At 72.9% G+C, this 17373-nt stretch carries 12 protein-coding genes and 1 pseudogene; 7 read left to right on the plus strand and 6 right to left on the minus strand.

The genetic code is table 11. From position 1 onward, the window contains the following. Positions 1 to 10 precede the first annotated feature (10 nt). The 3 genes from MXD62_RS34010 to MXD62_RS34020 all read right to left on the minus strand — a co-directional run bounded on the left by MXD62_RS34010 (position 11) and on the right by MXD62_RS34020 (position 2200). Positions 11 to 406: a response regulator transcription factor gene (locus tag MXD62_RS34010; protein WP_248833451.1), complete on the minus strand. Its 396-nt coding sequence runs from the start codon at positions 404 to 406 to the stop codon at positions 11 to 13. A 51-nt stretch (positions 407 to 457) separates the two neighbouring features. Next, positions 458 to 1165 (minus strand): response regulator transcription factor, encoded by a 708-nt coding sequence (locus tag MXD62_RS34015; RefSeq protein ID WP_018500389.1) that lies wholly within the window; start codon positions 1163 to 1165, stop codon positions 458 to 460. Positions 1166 to 1339: 174 nt separating this feature from the next. Then, entirely contained in the window at positions 1340 to 2200 is an 861-nt protein-coding gene (locus tag MXD62_RS34020) for a hypothetical protein (protein WP_248833452.1), read from the minus strand. A gap of 518 nt (positions 2201 to 2718) precedes the next feature. Between MXD62_RS34020 and MXD62_RS34025 the strand changes: the two genes are divergently transcribed. Beyond that, positions 2719 to 3414, plus strand: a complete 696-nt coding sequence (locus MXD62_RS34025) for a response regulator transcription factor (protein WP_071064827.1) — start codon at positions 2719 to 2721, stop codon at positions 3412 to 3414. A 14-nt stretch (positions 3415 to 3428) separates the two neighbouring features. Continuing rightward, the gene (locus MXD62_RS34030; protein ID WP_248833453.1) at positions 3429 to 5255 is read left to right on the plus strand and encodes a HAMP domain-containing sensor histidine kinase; all 1827 of its coding nucleotides are present in this window, start codon (positions 3429 to 3431) and stop codon (positions 5253 to 5255) included. 18 nt (positions 5256 to 5273) lie between these two features. Here the strand turns inward: MXD62_RS34030 and MXD62_RS34035 are convergent, their stop codons facing one another. Next, entirely contained in the window at positions 5274 to 6155 is an 882-nt protein-coding gene (locus MXD62_RS34035) for a hypothetical protein (RefSeq protein ID WP_248833454.1), read from the minus strand. A gap of 46 nt (positions 6156 to 6201) precedes the next feature. Between MXD62_RS34035 and MXD62_RS34040 the strand changes: the two are divergent. From MXD62_RS34040 to MXD62_RS34060, 5 genes and pseudogenes are all read left to right on the plus strand, one after another. After that, positions 6202 to 6396: pseudogene (locus MXD62_RS34040) on the plus strand (Uma2 family endonuclease); the annotation flags it as partial. A gap of 344 nt (positions 6397 to 6740) precedes the next feature. Next, complete coding sequence (locus tag MXD62_RS34045) at positions 6741 to 7049, plus strand: nucleotidyltransferase family protein (protein WP_248833455.1); 309 nt, start codon at positions 6741 to 6743, stop codon at positions 7047 to 7049. Continuing rightward, positions 7039 to 7386 (plus strand): HepT-like ribonuclease domain-containing protein, encoded by a 348-nt coding sequence (locus MXD62_RS34050; protein WP_248833456.1) that lies wholly within the window; start codon positions 7039 to 7041, stop codon positions 7384 to 7386. Before MXD62_RS34045 ends, MXD62_RS34050 begins: the two co-directional genes overlap by 11 nt. Before the next feature lie 78 nt (positions 7387 to 7464). Beyond that, complete coding sequence (locus MXD62_RS34055) at positions 7465 to 9741, plus strand: glycosyltransferase family 39 protein (RefSeq protein WP_248833457.1); 2277 nt, start codon at positions 7465 to 7467, stop codon at positions 9739 to 9741. Between the two features lie 500 nt (positions 9742 to 10241). Further along, complete coding sequence (locus MXD62_RS34060; protein ID WP_248833458.1) at positions 10242 to 11792, plus strand: bifunctional glycosyltransferase family 2/GtrA family protein; 1551 nt, start codon at positions 10242 to 10244, stop codon at positions 11790 to 11792. Positions 11793 to 12115: 323 nt separating this feature from the next. Here MXD62_RS34060 and MXD62_RS34065 read toward each other — a convergent pair whose 3' ends face one another. Continuing rightward, entirely contained in the window at positions 12116 to 15499 is a 3384-nt protein-coding gene (locus tag MXD62_RS34065) for a pyruvate carboxylase (RefSeq protein ID WP_248833459.1), read from the minus strand. 259 nt (positions 15500 to 15758) lie between these two features. After that, on the minus strand, positions 15759 to 17240 hold the full coding sequence (locus tag MXD62_RS34070; protein WP_248833488.1) for a glutamine synthetase family protein: 1482 nt from the start codon (positions 17238 to 17240) through the stop codon (positions 15759 to 15761). Positions 17241 to 17373 lie beyond the last annotated feature (133 nt).

Below are 17373 nucleotides of genomic sequence, written 5' to 3' on the forward strand. Positions count from 1 at the left end.
GGGCGGCCGGCTATCGGGGCGGCTCGGACGGCGTGGTGCGCCGGCTCCAGATCTCGCGTAGGACGCTCGGCGCCAGGTCCTCCTTGCACAGGTAGTCCAGCCCGCTGGCCGCGACGGCCGCCGGCAGGTCCGTCCGCCCGTACGTCGAGCACAGGACGACGACCGTGTCGGGCGCGTCCTCGCGGATGCGCGCGCCGGCGACCACGCCGTCGATACCGGGCAGGTTGACGTCCATGAGCACCAGGTCAGGGTGCAGCTCGGCGGCGGCGGTAAGCGCGTCCTCGCCCGTCTCGGCCTCACCGGCGAGGACGAAACCGGCGGCACGGCGCAGGACCGCGCGCACGGCGAGCCGGAAGGGCCGCTGGTCGTCAACGACCAGCACGGAGACCGCCGGAGGGGAGCTCATGGACACAGTCTCGCCGTGCGGCTCACGGTGCCCAAGGGTGCGACCATGTCATCAGGTCGGTGTGGCTACCTTCCCCGTCGACCCGCTTGCGGGGCGATGCCCCGAGTGCAGGTAGAGCAGGACGGCCTTCACCCGCCGGTTCAGGTCGGGCTCGTCGGTCAGGCCGAGCTTCGCGAAGATCGAGTTGCTGTGCTTCTCCACCGCCCGTTCGGACAGGACGAGCGTCCCGGCGATCGCCGCGTTGCTCCAGCCCTGGGCCATGTGGCTCAGCACCTCCCGCTCGCGCGGGGTCAGCCGGTCCAGCTCGGTGTGCTGGCGGCGCGCGTTCGCCGCGACCAGCCCCTCCACCACCGCCGGGTCGATCACCGACTCCCCGGCCGCGACCGCGCGGATGGCCCGCAGCAGGTCGTCCACGCCGGCCACCCGCTCCTTGAGCAGGTACGCCCGCCCGGACGAGCCGCCCTCGAGCAGGGCGAGGGCGTAGGTGGCCTCGGCGTGCTGGCTGAGGACGACGACGCCGACCGCCGGGCGCTCCCGCCGCAGCCACCCGGCGACCTTGATGCCCTCGTCTGAACGGGACGGCGGCATCCTGATGTCGGTCACCACCACGTCCGGATCGTGGTCGCGCACCGCCTGTTCCAGGGACGGCCGATCGGTCGCCGTGCCGACGAGCTCCAGGCCGTCCGCACGCTCGATCAGCGTTGCCAGACCATGCCGGAGCAGGGCGTTGTCCTCAGCGAGGACTACACGAACGGCCATTGGTCCACTGTAGGCGCGGCTTGACACCCGTAGCGGGCCACACGGACACGATGACGTCGTCCCGACGACATCCGCCGGGACAGGCCCGGGCAGGGGTTCGGGCCCGGGCAGGGGTTCGGGGTCGGGTCGATGACGCGGCCACCGCGGGCCACGGTTGATCATGATGTTCCAGAACTAGGCGGCGGTGGCCACGGCCGTGCCGGTCTCGGTGCCGCCCCGCCCACCCTCCAGCCGGGTGGCTGACGGGACGAGGGCGGTCTGCCGCGCGAGCGGGGCTGCCATACCAGGCAACGGCGGCACCGGGGCGGCCCCGCCCTGGACGGTGGGGTCCGTCCCGCCCGACGCCGTACCCTGCCCCGGCGGCGAGCCGGGGAACGCGCCCCCGCCCAGCCCGCCGCGCCCCGTCAGGCCGCCCGCTCCGCCCGGCGGCTGGCCCTGACCCTGACCCTGCCCCTGACCCTGACTCGGAATCTGGCCCTGGGTCTGCCCCTGGCCCTGGTCGGTGGCCTCCTCGACGATCGCGGTCGCGGTCGCGGTGGCCGTCGACGGGGTGCCGTCGGCCGGATCGTCATCGGGCACGGTCGCGGTGACCCCGACGGTGTCACCGACGTCGACGTTGCCGATCCCACCCGTGCGGCCGTCCACGAGCGTTTCGTCCGTGACCGTGTATGTCGCGGTGAAGCCGTCCGTGCTGCGCACCGTGACGGCGGTGGGCTGCACTGTCGTGACCTCGCCGGACTGGGTCCGGACGGTCGTGTAGCCGCCGGAGCGGTCCGCGGTGACGTACTCCCCGTGCAGCGAACCGGTGCCGGTGCCGCCCGCCGTCACCGCCGATCCGGCCGGGTTCATGACCTGGAACGGCCCGCCGCGCAGGCCGCCGGGGCCGCCGCCGGCTCCGTCCGAGCCGAGGCTGCTGGCGTTGACCGCGGCCGCCGCGCCGACGGCGAGAGCGAGCGCGATGGCTCCGGCCACGGCCGTCCGGCCCAGGCTCCACCGGGGCAGCGCACCCGAGGCCACCCACGGCGGCGGGCTCACGCCGGGCACCGGCGCGCCGGGAGAGGCAGCCGCCCGGGACGAGGCCTCGCCCGGGGCCGGCCCCGGCGACGGCGGCGGCGGCCCGCTCCAGGCCGGCGACCCGGTCCAGCCGGGCGTTTGGGAGGCCCCGCTTCCAACCGCGTGACTCCCAGTCGCCTGCGGCGCCGGCTCACCGCCTGCCTGCGGCGCCGGCCATGTGCTCGCCTGCGGCGGCCCGTTCGTCGACGGCGGCTGGGGATTCCCTCCCGCCGGTGACGGGGCCGCCCCGCTCGACGGCGAGGACTCGGGCGGGTCGTCGGGCCCGACGTGGCTCATGTCCGAACTCCTCGTCCCGGCGGGTCGGTCACCGCCGTCGGGAGGAGATTTCGCCGATAACCTGTGCGCAGCCTGTGACGACGCTGAGCGCTGGTTATGTGCCCACCGCAGCGGGCCCGGCCACCGCGTCGCCCGCGCGGGCGCACAGCCAACCCACAGGAGATGTTCAGGAAGCCCACAGGAATGCATCCCATGCTGACGGAATGCAGCCGTCGAGCCCCCGCATTCTGGTCGTCGACGACGAGAACACGCTGTCGGAGCTGCTGTCCATGGCCCTGCGTTACGAAGGCTGGGAAGTGCGCACCGCGCAGGACGGGCGCGGAGCGCTGCGCGTAGCCCGCGACTTCCGGCCGGACGCGGTGGTCCTCGACATCATGCTGCCCGACATGGACGGCCTCGAGGTACTGCGCAAGCTGCGCGCGGACAGCCCCGAGGTACCGGTGCTGTTCCTCACCGCCCGCGACGCCGTCGAGGACCGGGTGGCCGGCCTCACCGCCGGCGGCGACGACTACGTCACCAAGCCGTTCAGCCTGGAGGAGCTCGTCGCGCGCCTGCGCGGGCTACTGCGCCGGCTGCACCGCTCGACGATCTGGGACGGCGCCGTGCTGGTCGTCGGCGACCTCATCATGAACGAGGAGAGCCGCGAGGTCACCCGGGCCGGCCGCGAGATCCGCCTCACGGCGACCGAGTTCGAGCTGTTGCGCTTCTTCATGCGCAACCCGCGCCGGGTGCTGAGCAAGGCGCAGATCCTGGACCGGGTGTGGAACTACGACTTCGGCGGCCAGGCGAACGTCGTCGAGCTGTACGTCTCCTACCTGCGCAAGAAGATCGACGCCGGCCGGCCCGCCATGATCCACACAATGCGCGGCGCCGGCTACGTGCTCCGGCCGGCGACCTGACCGGGCCCGTGACGATGACCGGCCCCACGGGCACCGCCGGCCCCACGGGCACCACCGGCACCCACCGGCGGCGCGGCCCGGCCGGCTGGTCGCTGCGTACCAGGCTGCTCGCGCTGCTCCTCGCGCTGCTCGCCGTGATGTCCACGGTGATCGTCTTCGTGACGGCGGTCGCGTTGCGCGGGGTGCTCGTCCAGCAGCTCGACAACCGGCTGGAGGACGCGAGCCGGCGATGGGGGCCGACCAGCCAGTCCGGTCTGGTTCTGCTGCCCGGCTATGGAAACGCCGGCCCGGGGGGCGCAGGCACACCCGGCCTGACCCAGCCCAGGCCCGACCTGACCGCCGACGAGCGGGTGAACCAGTTCCTGGACTTTCGCGGTCTGCCGCCGGGGACCCTCGGCGCGGTCTTCGAACTGCGGGATCCCGACACCACCGCCCAGGGCTCGGCGCGCGAGGCGCTGCGGGGCGCGCCACCGCCGGGCTCGGCGGCCCCGGACCTGACCTCCCTGATCGAGAGCGCCGCCGTCGCCGTCATCGACAGCGACGGCGACGTGCAGCCGCTCACCGGCGTGGACGCCGCCGTGGTGGCCCAGATCCCGCTCGACGGCCAGGAGCACACCCGCGCGATCGCCGACCGGGGCGACTACCGCCTCGTCGCGCACTTCGACCCCAACGGGCAGACGGTGCTCGTCACCGGCGTGCCGATGAGCGAGGTCAGCGCGACCCTGACCGAGGTCGGGATCGCCGGCGCGATCGTGGCGGCGCTGGGGGTGCTGGCCGCGGGCGTCGCGGGCGCGGCGATCATCCGGGTCACGCTGCGGCCGCTGAACCGGGTCGCGGCGACGGCGAGCCGGGTCGCCGAGCTCCCGCTCGACCGGGGGGCCGTCGACCTCATGGCGGTGGCACCGGACGTCGACACCGACCCCCGGACGGAGGTCGGGCAGGTCGGCGCGGCGCTGAACCGGATGCTCGGCCACATCGGAGCGGCCTTCTCGGCCCGGCACGCCAGCGAGACGCGGATGCGTCAGTTCCTCGCCGACGCCAGCCACGAGCTGCGCACACCGCTGGCGGCGATCAGCGGCTACGCCGAGCTCACCAGGCGGACCCGCGACACCGTCCCGCCGGACGTCGCCTACGCGATGGGCCGGGTCGAGTCCGAGAGCGCGCGGATGACCGCGCTCGTCTCCGACCTGCTGCTGCTGGCCCGCCTCGACTCCGGACGCCCGCTCGTGCGGGAGACCGTCGACCTCTCCCGGCTCGTGGTGGACGCGGTCAGCGACGCCCATGTGGCCGCGCCCGAGCACCGCTTCGAGCTGGACCTGCCCAGCAGGCCCGTCGCCGTGGCGGGCGACCCGGCACGGCTGCACCAGGTCCTCGCCAATCTGCTCGCCAACGCCCGCACGCACACCCCGCCGGGCAGCCGCGTGACGGCCCGGCTGACCGTCGAGCCGGGGCCTTCCGCTTCGGGGCCGAACAAGCCTGGGGCGGACCAGCCGTCCGCGGTGCTCTCGGTGATCGACGACGGGCCGGGAATCCCGGACGCGCTGCTCCCGAAGGTGTTCGAGCGCTTCGCGCGGGGGGACAGCTCGCGTTCCCGCGCGGCCGGCAGCACCGGACTCGGGCTGTCCATCGTGGCGGCGGTGGTCGAGGCGCACCACGGACGGGTCGCGGCCGTGAGCCGTCCCGGCCGCACCGCCTTCACCGTGGTCCTGCCCCTGGACGCCCCCGACCCGGGCACCCTCGACCCGCCGGACACCGTCGACCCGCCAGGCACCGTCGACAGCTGCGCACCCGACGCCGCCGATCCCGCCGTGACGGTCGCAGGGACCACTCCTCACAGGTGATGCAGTTGAACGCGCTGGTCAGCCGCGGTTGAGCTGGCGGACCAGGGTGCGCATCCATAGTTGGGACAGGGTCGGTTCGCCGCTGAGAACACCGGCGAGGGCTTGTCGACCGGAGCGGCTGCGGCCGTGCGCGACGAGGGCTACGGCCTCCGCGAGCGCGGCTCGGGTGCGCTCGTCGTGTCCGGCGCCGTCGGTTTCCGCCCTCCAGTGCTCGGGCCGGAAGCTACGGGTGAGTTTGTCCTGGATGTGGCCGAAGTACGACGACAAGCCGCGGGACAACGACACGTTGATGACGGCGGTGGCCGGCAGTTGCCTCGTCCAGGGGGCGTGTTGCTGCCAGCGCCAGGTGTTGGGGCTGGTCTTCGTGCGTACGGTGACGCCGACGAACCGCAGTTTGCGGCGGATGACAGGCCAGGATTCCCGTTCGTCGTCGACCCAGTCACGGAGCAGGTCGAAGACGTGTCGGAAGGTTGAGCCGCTGCCGACGACGTCGACAAAGGTGATCGGCCGGGCGCGGCGGGCCAGGGCGTGTGGCGTGATGCCGAGGGCTTCCAGGATGCGTCGGGCCTGGGCTAGGTCGGCGGTGGTGAGGGGTCGGTAGGTCCAGCCACTTCCGGTCCACGCCGTCTGGGCGAACGACAGCGGGAAGCGGATCAGCTGTGGCCCTCCGGCCAGTTCGGCGAACGCTCCACCGAGTAGGTCGAACATCGAGTCGAGCGACCGGCCGACGAACACCAGGTCACCGTTGCCGCTTCGCGCCACCACCTTGCCCGCGCACATGACGAGTTCGTCGAGGAACCACAGGTCCGGCGTGGCCGATCCGTCGAGCAGTGAGCCGAGCTGGTCGGGCGTGACCAGATCCCACCGGAACGGCACGCCCACCTCATCAAGTTCGGCCACGCGGCGACTGTCCCATACGTGACCCGAGCAGGCCCAAAGGCATTGGGTCAAGGCCGAGCAGTACGCGCGAGCTGGAATCTCGTACTACTGGCGGGTCGAGCAGCCCCCCGCCGGCGTCCCGGTCGTCCATACCTGCGCCCTTGACCCGGCGACCGGGACGTACCGCGACGGCCAGGTCTTCCAGGGCGTCGTCGACGCGGTCGCGCCCTTCCCGGTCAAGGTTGATCTCACCCGGCTATAGCGCAAGGCCATGAAGTTTGGGCTTCCGGGTGACCGTCAAGCGTACCCTGGGTGCAAATAATGACACTTAACGTGATTAGCGGCGTTGAGGTGCGGGGCGGCGCACCGGCGGATGCGGTGTCTCCCGGTCCACCGGAGTGCGCCCCTCGAAGCGAGTTGTGTCACCAGCACCTGGACTGGCTCAGGCAACTCGTAACACCGCTGCCCCAGCGGCCCGTCGCAGGCTCTTGCGGTGTGCTGCGCGGGATGGGCTGCGGGTGTCCACTGGTGGGCTCGTACCGCGATCGCGGACCGCGTCGCCGCCAGCGCCAGCGACCTGCGGTTACGGGCGGCTACCCTTGCCTGGTGAGATCCATCGCGGGAGTGGAGATCGACGTGGCCCGCTTGGCGGCGATCTGCGATCGTTACGGGATCGCCGAACTCCAGTTGTTCGGCTCACAAGCGCGCGGCACAGCGACCGCCGACAGCGACATCGACATCGACATCCTGTACACCCTTCGGCCGGGCCGGCGGCTGGGCTGGGACATCGAGCAGCTCGCCGATGACCTCACCGACCTGTTCGGACGGCCCGTCGACCTGGTCTCCATCCGCGGGCTCCACCCGTTGCTACGCTCGTCCGTCCTGGCTGAGGCACGGCCTGTTTATGCGGCGTGACGTCCTCCTTCTCGGTGAGATGATCGAAGCGGCCGATCAGGTACAGAAACTCACCGACGGGATCACCATTAGTGGTCTGGAGGCGGACCGCCAACGTCGCGACGCGCTCCTGTGGAACTTCACCGTGCTCGGCGAGGCCGCCAGCCAGCTCTCCGGCGAGATCACCGGGCGCTTTCCCGACGTCGCCTGGAAGCAGCCTGTCCGGCTACGCAACCGGATCGTCCACGGCTACTGGTCTGTCGACCTCGAGATACTGCACACCGCGGCCAGGGAGCAACTACCCCGGTTCGCCGCCGACCCGCGCCGGGTTCTCGCCTCTGTTGACGAAGGCACCTGAACCCAGCGGGTCAGACCCACAGCCCATACACAGGCAGGGCACAAGGTCGGGAAAGGTCGACGTCCGACCCTGATCCTTATGCCGACCTCACCGACGCCGTCACCGCCGACCGACCAGTTCGACCACGCGGCCTACGCGAGGGCTGACCGTGCGGCCTACCCGAGGGCTGACCACGCGGCCTACGCGGGGGCTGACCACGCGACCGTTCCGGGCACGCACCGGCCCGCCGGTGGTCCCGGGCGGGCGGGCGCGGCGCCCGGGCGGCATCTGGCCGGCGACGGGCGGATCGGCCGGTTCGCGCGGGGGCGTCCCGACGACCCGCGGTGGGTGCGGCCCGCGCTGCTCGGGCTGCTCGTGGCGACGGCTGTCCTCTACCTGTGGGGTCTGGGTGCCTCCGGCTGGGCGAACGCCTTCTACTCGGCGTCGGTCCAGGCCGGCTCGGTGAGCTGGAAGGCGATGTTCTACGCCTCCTCGGACGCCGGGAACTCCATCACCGTCGACAAGCCCCCGGCCTCGATCTGGGTGATGGCACTCTCCGCGCGCGTCTTCGGGGTGAACGCCTGGAGCATCCTCGTCCCGCAGGCGCTGATGGGCGTCGCCACGGTCGGCCTGCTCTACGCCGCGGTGCGCCGGGCCTTCCCCGCCGGCGCGGCGCTGCTCGCCGGGGCCGTCCTCGCGATCACCCCGGTCGCGACGCTGATGTTCCGGTTCAACAACCCGGACGCCCTGCTCGTCCTGCTGCTGGTCGCCGCGGCGTACGCGACGCTGCGCGCCGTCGAGACCGCGAGTACCCGCTGGCTGGTCTGGGCCGGGGTGTTCGTCAGCTTCGGCTTCCTGACGAAGATGCTGCAGGCGCTGCTGATCGTCCCGGTGCTGGCCCTCGTCTACCTCGTCACCGCGCCGACGCGGTTCACCCGGCGGCTGTGGCAGGTCGGAGCGGGCGCGCTCGGGCTGATCGTCCCGTCCGGGATCTTCATCGCGATCGTCGAGCTCGTCCCCGACTCGGCCCGCCCGTACATCGGCGGGTCACAGCACAACAGCATCCTGGAGCTGACTCTCGGCTACAACGGCCTCGGCCGGCTGACCGGTAACGAGTCCGGCAGCGTCGGCGGTGGCGGCGCACCGGGCGGCGCCGGTGGTGGCGGCGGCAGCATGTGGGGCGCGACCGGCTGGGGCCGGATGTTCGGCTCCGAGGTCGGCGCGCAGATCTCCTGGCTGCTGCCGACCGCGCTCGCTCTGCTGGTGGCGGGCCTGTGGATCACCCGGCGCGCTCCCCGCACCGATCCCGGACGGGCCGCGTTCGCGGTCTGGGGCGGCTGGCTGCTGGTCACCGGCATCGTGTTCAGCCAGATGCAGGGCATCTTCCACGCCTACTACACGGTCGCGCTCGCCCCGGCGGTCGGCGCCGTGGTCGGCATGGGAGCCGCGACGCTGTGGCGCCGCCGTGAGCACCCGATCGCCGCGGCCACCATGGCCGGAATCCTGGTACTGACCGCGCTGTGGTCCTACGTCCTGCTCGACCGCACACCCGACTGGAACCCGTGGATGCGCTGGGTCGTGCTGATCGTCGGCTTCGCGGCGGCGCTGCTGCTCATCGTGCTCTCCCGGCTGCCGCGGGCGGCCCGGCTGGTGGTCGTCGCGGCCGCGCTGGTCGCGGCGCTGCTCGGACCGCTCGGCTACTCGGTCGCGACCGCGGCCACCCCGCACACCGGCTCCATCCCGTCCGCGGGTCCGGCAGGCTCGGGCTTCGGCGGCCCGGGCGGCGGCGGACGGCCGGGTGGCGGCGGCGGACGGCAACTGTTCGGCGGTCCCGGCGGCGGCAACGGCGGGGCCCAGCAGGGCACGACGCAGGTCCCCGGCGGCGGCACGGCCCCCGGCGGTACCACGCCGGGTGGCACGGCTCAGGGCGGGGCGACTCAGGGCGGCACGCAGGGCGGACCCGGTGGCATGGGCGGCGGCATGGGCGGCCTGCTCGACGCCGGTAAGCCCAGCGATGAGGTCCTCGCGCTGCTGAAGGCGGACGCCTCGTCCTACACCTGGGTGGCGGCGTCCGTCGGGTCGAACACCGCGGCCGGCTACCAGCTCGCCAGCGGCGATCCGGTGATGGCGATCGGCGGCTTCAACGGCAGCGATCCCTCCCCCACTCTCGAGCAGTTCAAGCAGTACGTGGCGGACGGCCGCATCCACTACTTCATCGGCGGCGGCGGCTTCGGCGGACAGAACGGCGGAAGCCGGGCGTCCAGTGACATCGCCTCCTGGGTCGCGGCCAACTTCACCGCCACCGCCGTCGACGGCGCAACCCTCTACAACCTGACCACCCCAACCACCACCACAAGCGGCACCACCACAGCCTGACCCCGACTCGACACAACCGTGGCGGGTGGGTGAGTCCATGGACTCACCCACCCGCCACACATCGTTGCGCCCGGTCCAGGGAGACGGGGGCGGGGCGCGGGCCCCACTCCAGCCAGCGTGTCGGGGCGGTCCCGCGCTCACGAGCAGCGGAGCCACAGCCCGCACCACCACGGCAAGGCCAGACCGTCATCTATCGGACAAAAACCCCGAACATCGGGGTGGCCTGCTCGCCGTTTCGCGTCTTGCTCGCCCTTTCAGGGCGAATTTCGCCGGGAATGCCGTCTGAAACGGCGAGAAAGAAACCAAACGGCGAGTAGCCAAGCACCAAAACGGACCCGGGGCCTTCACCGCCAGACCGAAGCCCGCCGACGGCCGGCGCACCGAGGCGCCCAGACCAGCCCCCCCGGCCCGGCCCGGCCCGGCCCGGGGGGGCTGGTCTCACAGCGGGGGCACAGGGATGACACACGCCGGGCACAGGCCCTGGGCGGACCGTGAACAACATGACGACGGATGCCAGGACCAGCGGTGGCAGGGTGATCAGCTCCCACGCGGTGACGGCGGAACGGACCGACCTGGTGCCCAGGCCGCGGGCCGGCCTGCTCCCGGCCGGCCAGCCCGTGCTCGACGTGGTCGTCCCGGTCTACAACGAGGAGAACGACCTGGCGCCCTGCGTGCGCCGGCTGCACGCCCACCTGCGGGGGGCCTTTCCGTATCCGTTCCGGATCACAGTCGCGGACAACGCCAGCACCGACACCACGCTGGCCATCGCCCGAGCGTTGACGGAGGAGCTTCCCGAGGTCTCGGTGATCCACCTGGAAGCGAAGGGACGCGGCCGGGCGCTGCGTACCGCCTGGGGCGCCTCCGCCGCGCCCGTCCTGGCCTACATGGATGTCGATCTCTCGACGGACCTGGCCGCGCTGCTCCCCCTGGTCGCCCCGCTGATCTCGGGGCATTCCGACCTCGCGATCGGGACCCGGCTCTCACGGTCGTCCCGGGTCGTGCGCGGCCCGAAGCGGGAGGTGATCTCGCGCTGCTACAACCTGCTGCTGCGCGGCACTCTCGCCGCCCGGTTCACCGACGCCCAGTGCGGTTTCAAGGCCATCCGCGCGGACGTCGCCACGAGCCTGCTGCCGCTGGTCCAGGACACCGGATGGTTCTTCGACACGGAGATGCTGGTCATCGCCGAGCGGTGTGGCCTGCGCATCCACGAGGTCCCGGTGGACTGGGTCGACGACCCGGACAGCCGGGTGGACGTCCTCGCGACCGCGATGGCGGATCTGAAGGGCGTCGCCCGGCTCGCCCGGGCCCTCGGGACGGGTGCGCTACCCGTCGCCCAGCTGCGGCACGAGTTCGGGCGTGCTCCCTTGACCTGGACGCCCAGCACGGGCATGGGCCAGCCGGCCCGGTTCGAAACGACCGGGCCCGGAACGACCACGAGCGGAGGCGGAGTGGCCGCAGGCGGAGCCCCCGGAGCAGCTCCCGGAGCAGCTCCCGGAGCCGGAGCTCCCGGAACAGCGGCGGCCGGAGCGGCAGCGTCCGGAGCAGTCGGCAACCGGGCGACGGTGATCGGAGTGCCCGCCGGGCTGACCGGGCAGCTGCTGCGGTTCGCCGGGGTGGGGATCGCCAGCACACTGGCCTACCTGGTGCTGTTCGTGCTGCTGCGCACCGCGACCGGGGCCCAGGCCGCGAACCTGATCGCGCTGCTGGTGACGGCGGTCGCGAACACGGCCGCCAACCGCCGGCTCACCTTCGGGGTCACCGGCCGCGGCGACGCCGGCCGCCATCACCTGCAGGGGCTGTTCGTCTTCGCCATCGGGCTGCTCCTGACCAGCGGCTCGCTGGCCGCGCTGCACGCGGCGAGCGACTCCCCGGGGCGGTTCCCGGAGGTCAGCGTGCTCGTGCTGGCGAACCTGGCGTCGACGGTGGTCCGGTTCCTGCTGATGCGCGCCTGGGTGTTCCACCCGTCCCGGCTGCGCCGCCCGGCCGGTGGGGCGAGCCCGTCAGCGGACGGCGGCCCGGGCCGCTCCGGGCACGGCGCGCACCGGCTCTGAGGCCCGGGTGTCCCACCGGGTGCTGGCCAACCGCCGCTCAGCGGTGATCAGGAGCTCGAAAACCTCCTCGGCGTCGAAAACGCGCTCGTCCAGGGTCAGCGGTCTCGGCATCAGCGGGTCGGGGTGGTAGGCGTGAAAGGTCCCGGCGCGACGTCCGTCACGGGTCGGCGCACCGAGGTTCGGCGGCCAGGGCCGAGCCCCGGTGCGCGTCGCAGGAAAACTCCTAAGCTTTCAAGATCACAGCCTCGACCCAAGGATAAGCCCCTAACCTATGAAGATCGACTAGCTACGGGGTAGTGCGGCTGCCAGCGGGCAACGTGCTGTCAGGGGCGAAGAATCAGGAGCAGGTCGCCGACCTCGACGGATTCGCCGCTGGCGCGCACCAGTTCGGCGATCTTCCCGGCGGCCGGGCTGGTGACCGCGGCCTCCATCTTCATGGCCTCGACCACGGCGAGTTTCTGGCCCTTCTCGATCTCGTCGCCGGCCGCGACGGCGAAGGTGACGATCCCGGGCAGGCCGGCGCCGACGTGGGTCGGGTCGGACGGGTCGGCGCGCCGGGCCGCGGTGGCCGTCGCCTTGATCGAGTTGTCGCGGACCCGAACCGGGCGGGGCTGGCCGTTGACCCGCAGGTAGAGGGTGCGCATGCCGGCGCTGTCCGGCTCGCCCACCGTCTCCAGCGTCACGATGATCTCGACTCCGGGTTCGAGCATGACGCTCGCCGGGCGCCCGGGGACCAGGCCGAACAGGAACGCCTCGGTGGGGATCACCGAGGAGTCGCCGTAGGTGGCGACGGCCTTGCGGTAGTCCTTCCACGGGCCGGGGAACAGCAGCCGGGACAGCGCCGCCCGCCGGCCGGCGCCGGGCTCGGCCAGCGCGGCGGCGTCCTCGGTGGCAAGGGTGGCCGCGGGCGGCTCGGGACGGCGGCCGGCCAGCGCCCGCTCCCGGAACGGCTCGGCGAAGCCGGCCGGGGGTGTGCCGAGTTCGCCGGCCAGGTAGCCCAGGACGCTGGCGGGCAGGTCGTACTCCTCGGGATGCTCACGCAGCCGGTCGACGTCCACCGAGCCGCCGGCGATGAACAGCGCCAGGTCACCGACGACCTTGCTGGTCGGGGTGACCTTGATCGGCTTGCCGAGCAGGTCGTTCGCGATCGCGTAGCACTCGGTGACCTGGGCCCAGCGGTCGCCGAGGCCGAGGCTGATGGCCTGCTGGCGCAGGTTGGTTAGCTGCCCGCCGGGGATCTCGTGCCGGTACACCGCGCCGGTCGGGGCGCGCAGCCCGGCCTCGAACGGCGAGTAGAGATCGCGCACGGCCTCCCAGTACGACTCCATCGCCGACAGCGCGCCCAGCTTGATGCCGGTGGCCCGCGGGGTGTGGTCGGTGGCGGCGACCAGGGCGGAGAGGTTCGGCTGGCTGGTGCCGCCGGACATCGGCGCGGCCGCCGCGTCGACGGCGTCCACCCCGGCCTCGTTGGCCGCGATCAGGGTGGCGAGCTGGCCGCCGGCGGTGTCGTGGGTGTGCAGGTGGACGGGTACGTCGAAGCGCTCCCGCAGCGCGGCGACCAGCGCGTGGGCGGCGGCCGGGCGCAGCAGCCCGGCCATGTCCTTGATCGCCAACACGTGCACGCCGGCCTGGACGAGCTGGTCGGCCAGGCGCAGGTAGTAGTCGAGGGTGTAGATCCGCTCGCCGGGGTCGGTCAGGTCGCCGGTGTAGCACAGGGTGCCCTCGGCGACGGCGTTCGTCTCCAGCACGGCGGCGATCGCCGGGCGCATCTGCTCGATGTCGTTGAGCGCGTCGAAGATCCGGAAGATGTCGAGCCCGGCGGCCGCCGCCTCGGCGACGAACGCGCGCACGACGTCGTCCGGGTAGGGGGTGTAGCCGACGGCGTTGCGCCCGCGCAGCAGCATCTGCAGGCAGATGTTCGGCACCGCCGCCCGCACCGCCGTCAGGCGCTCCCACGGGTCCTCGGCGAGGAAGCGCAACGCGACGTCGTAGGTGGCTCCACCCCAGCACTCCAGGCTCAGCAGGTTCGGGGTGAGCTCGGCGAGCGCGGGCGCGGCGGCCAGGATGTCGAAGCTGCGCAGCCGGGTCGCCAGCAGCGACTGGTGCGCGTCACGCAGCGTGGTGTCGGTGACCGCCAGCGCGGTCCGCCCCCGCAGGTCCGCCGCCCACCCGGTCGGCCCCAGCTCGGTCAGGAGCTGACGCGACCCGGCCGCCGGGGTGTCGGTCGGGTGCAGCGGCGGGAGCAGCGTGCGCGGCTCCGTCAGGGCGACCCCCGCCGGACGGGCATGCCCGTTCACCGTGCTCTCCGCCAGCCGGGCCAGCATGCGGCTCGTCGCGTCCCCGTCGTCGAGGGCGTTCACCAGGCCGGGGCGCTCGTCGATGAACGAGGTCGTGACCCCGCCGGCCAGGAAGTCGGGGTCTTCGAGCAGCCGGCCGAGGAACTCGATGTTGGTGCGCACGCCGCGGACCCGGAACTCGCCCAGCGCCCGCCGGGCGCGCCGGGACGCCTTCTCCAGCGTCGAACCACGCGCGGTCAGCTTCACCAGCAGCGAGTCGAAGTACGGGCTGACCTCCGCCCCCGGGTAGGTGGCGCCGTCGAGGCGGACCCCGGGCCCGCCCGGCGACTGGTAGAAGGTGATCGTCCCGGTGTCGGGGCGGAAGCCGTCCGAGGGATCCTCGGTCGTCACCCGGCACTGGATCGCGGTGCCCCGCAGCGCGATCGCGTCCTGGGTGAGGTTCAGGTCGGTCAGGCTCTCCCCGGCGGCGACCCGCAGCTGCGCGGCGACGATGTCGACACCGGTGACCTCCTCGGTCACCGTGTGCTCGACCTGGATGCGCGGGTTCATCTCCATGAACGTGAACGCGCCGTCGGCCCCGACGAGGAACTCCACCGTCCCGGCGTTCACATAGCCCACATGCCGGGCGAAGCGCACCGCGGCATCACACAGTGCGTCCCGGGTCGACTCGTCCAGCGCCGGCGCCGGGGCGATCTCGACGACCTTCTGGTGCCGGCGCTGCACCGAGCAGTCCCGCTCGAACAGGTGGATCACGTTCCCGTAGTTGTCGGCGAAGACCTGCACCTCGACATGACGCGGCCGCTCCACCGCCTGCTCCAGGAAGACCGTGCCGTCCCCGAACGCGGCCGCCGCCTCGCGCGACGCACTCGCCACCGCCTCCGCGAGGTCCTCCGGACGCAGCACCCGACGCAGCCCGCGCCCGCCACCACCCGCCGACGCCTTCACGAACAGCGGGAACCCGACCTCGGCCGCGGCCTCCTGCGCGCCGACGCCGTCCGGCAGCGGCTCCGAGGCCCGCAGCACCGGCAGCCCCGCGGCGATCGCCGCGTTACGGGCCGCCACCTTGTCACCCGTCAGCCGCAGCACGGCCGGCGGCGGGCCGACGAACGTCACGCCAGCCGCCGCGCATGCCTCCGCCAGCACCGCCGACTCCGACAGGAACCCGTAACCCGGGTGCAGCGTGTCGGCGTCCGCCTGCTTGGCGACCCGCAACAGCGCGTCGATGTCGAGGTAGCCACGCACCGGATGACCCGGCTCGCACAGCTCGTAGGCCTCGGAGGCCTTCGTGCGGTGCAGCGCGGAGACATCCTCGGGGGTGTAGACGGCCACCGTCCGCAACCCGAGCTCGTGCGCGGCCCGGAACACCCGAACCGCGATCTCACTGCGGTTTGCCACCAGTACCTTGCGCACGCGCGGCTCCTCACGAACGTCGGCGGTACGTCTCACACAGACCGAGGTCCGCCAATTCTGGGCGGATTCCCCGCCGGGCGCCAAAGGTCGTGACATGTGACGCCACCCGAGGGCATGGGTTTGCCTACCCGTGACTCGGTGGTACCCAACCACGCCGTCAGGCACGGAACCGTCCACACGCGCTGCGTCACCGGCCGGGCACGGTCGCCGCGCCCGGCCCGACGCCGACCGATCGGCCCGGAAACACCGGAGGGTCGGCTCAGTAACGCCAGCGGAGCCGGTCGGCGATCTCGGCCGGATCCGCTCCGGCGAACAGCTTGATCTCGCCGCGGCGGACCGCGACGAGCGTCGCGTGCAGCTCGGTGCCCAGGGCGTCGCGCAGCACCTCGTCCGCCTCGAAGGCGGCGACCGCCTCGCCGAGCCCGGTCGGCAGCCGGCGGATCCCGCGTCGGGCGAGCTCCGAGTCGTCCAGGCTGGCCGGATCGCACCCGACCGGCTCCGGCAGGACGGCGGCGCCCCCCCGGCGCGGATCATCGAGGCACTCCAGGCCGGCGAGCCCGGCGGCCAGCACTCCGCCGACGGCCAGGTACGGGTTCGCGGCCAGGTCGAAGCACTTGACCTCGACGTTCGCCGTCCCCGGCTCCCCCTCGGCCCCGACGATCAGCCGGATCGCGGCCTCCCGGTTCTCCAGGCCCCAGCACGCGAACGCCCCGGCCCAGTGCGACGGCACGAGGCGCAGGTAGGAGGCCACACTCGGGGCGCCGAGAGCCATCAGGGCGGGCAGCCGTCCGAGGATGCCCGCGACGAACGCCTCGCCCGGCGCGGTGAGGCCGTACGGTCCCGTCCCGCCGGACATCAGACTCGTCCCGCCGGTGCCGGAGCGACGGACCTCACCGGCGCGGCCGCCGTCCCCGTCGCCGCCCGCGTCCCCGTCCCCGCCGCGGTCGCGGTCGCGGTCGCGGTCGCGGTCGCGGTCGCGGTGCAGGCTGAGGTGGAGGTGACCGCCGTTACCCACGCTGCCGGCGAGGACCTTGGGCGAGAACGAGACCCGCAGCCCGTGCCGCAGGGACACCGCCCGCACCGTCTCCCGGGTCAGCACGGCGGTGTCGGCGGCCCCGAGCGGGTCCTCCGCCGCGACCGACACCTCGAACTGCCCGGCGGCGTACTCCGGATGGATCTGCAGGACGGCGATCTCCTGGCTGGTCAGGGCGACGACCAGATCCCTCAGGTAGTCGGAGAGCTCGACCACCCGGGTCATCCCGTACGCGGGCCCGGAGCAGGCGGGGGCGAAGTCATCCCGGCCGGCCGGGGAGACCGTCCACTCGATCTCGAACCCGGCGCGGCAGCGCAGCCCGCGCCGGGCCAACCGCGCGGTCTGGGCACGGACGAAGGCCCGGCAGTCCTGCGCGTGCGGCCGGCCGGCGAGGTCGAAGCGGTCGGCCGGCGCCCAGGCCCAGCCGGGCTGTGCGTGCAGGCGGGTGAGCCGGCCGAGGTCCGGGCGCAGGCGCAGGTCACCGACCGGTCCGCCGGCGTACCGGGTGACGAGCGTGGAGTCGTCGACAAGGAACGCGTCGAAGGTCGGTGACGCGCCCACGCCGTGCGTCACCGCGTGGGCCAGGCGGCTCACCGGCACGCCCTTCATCCGGGTGATGCCGGCGTTGTCCACCCATGTGAGCGCGACCGCCACGACGTCCCGGGATGTCAGTTCGGCCGCCACCGACTCAGCCGCGTGGTGGTTCATGACCGGCATGATCCCCGAGAACAGGCCCGGTCGCACACCGGCACCGTCCACAGGCGGGTACACCCGAAATCCCCGGTAGACAGCAGACATGCTGGCTTCGCGGTTCGGTTGTCCCCAGACCGAGGGCATTAAT

This window comes from Frankia sp. Mgl5 (assembly GCF_023242985.1).
GTDB lineage: Bacteria > Actinomycetota > Actinomycetes > Frankiales > Frankiaceae > Parafrankia > Parafrankia soli.